Raw genomic sequence first — 1451 nt, forward strand, 5'->3', positions numbered from 1 at the left:
AAGGCGGTCATCGTCGGCTCGGGCGCCGGCGGGTCGGTGACGGCCATGGTGCTCGCCGAGGCCGGCTGGGACGTAGTGCTCTTCGAGATGGGACCGAGCTACTACTCCGACCTCGCCGGACACGGGCCGTTCTCGACGGTGTTCTCCAACGACGAGCTCAAGAGCACGCGCCACTTCGAGCAGCCGGACCCCATCGCGTTCCCACGCACATTTCGACAGAACTCCAGCCAAAACGCGGCGCAGACCTACGTCGGCGCGGTCAACGACCTTTCCAACATGGTCGGTGGCACCTTCCCGCACTCGGACTCCAAGTTCACCCGACTGTGGGACATCGACTTCAAGGGGCTGTCGATCCTGGGCCCGGTGCCCGGCGCAGACATGGCCGACTGGCCGTTCGAGTACAGCGACATGGTGCCCTACTACGACGAGCTGCAGACGCTGCTCGGCGTCCAGGGCGATCTCGGGTCGATCCCCGCTCACGTCCAGAAACACCAGCCGCAACAGACGCCCTTCCCGATGCCGCCGGGGCCGCAGCAGCGCTCCGCGATGCTGCTCGCCGCGGGGGCCAAACGCCTCGGGCTGCATCCCTTGTACTTCCCGATGGCGTGCAACTCGGTGGACTACAACGGCTCCCCGGCGTGTAACAACTGCGGGTTCTGCTCCGGGTACGGGTGCCCGATCTCGGCCAAGCCGAACGCCCTTATCCCGCTGCGGCGGGCGCTGCAGACCGGGCGGACCGACTTGCGCCCGCTCACCCAGGTCCTCAAGGTGAACTTCACCGGCCGGCGGGCCACCGGCGTCTCCTACATCGACCCGCAGGGCAAGCCCGGCGGTGAGAGCGCCGACGTGGTCGTGCTGGCCTGCTCGGCAATCTTGACGCCGTGGCTGGCGTTGCTGTCCGAGCTGCCCGACCCCTACGGACGCATCGGTCTGCGGATCATGTTTCAAAACTTCTACGACGCCTTCGCCGTCTTCCTCGACCAGCGGGTGCATCCCAACCGCGGCCGCTCCACGACGCAGTGCATGTTTGATTTCAACGATCCCGACTTCCCCGGGGCCCGGGCCTTTGCCCGCCTGGCCGGGCTGCCCTACATCCGCGCCGGGCTGGCCGAGCTCGGCGGCGGCCAGCTGCCGATCGCCGAAGGCAAGTTCTACCAGCAGATCCTGGGGATTCTGCCGGGGGTGCAACTGTTCGGTCGCCCGTTCAAGGAGCTGATGCGGGCCTCGCTGCTGCGCGACCGGCTCGCCGGCACGGATGTTTTCGGCACCGACATGCCGTATCTGACCAACACCGTCACGTTGGACCCGGTGATCAAAAACCTCAACGGCCAGCCGGCACCCCGGATCACCTACAACATCGGAAAATTCGAGAAAGCCTCCGAAGATTTCTTCATCCCGGCACTCACCGCGATGATGGGGGCATCCGGCGCACAGCTGTTCGCCGCCTTGCC

General features: G+C 66.4%; 1 protein-coding gene. It reads left to right on the plus strand.

The genetic code is table 11. From position 1 onward, the window contains the following. Positions 1-1451: GMC family oxidoreductase N-terminal domain-containing protein (locus AC2VON_RS02690; RefSeq protein ID WP_486951554.1), on the plus strand; the 1451-nt coding region annotated here is incomplete at both ends.

The sequence above is a fragment of the Mycobacterium sp. TH-M82 genome (assembly GCF_057473605.1).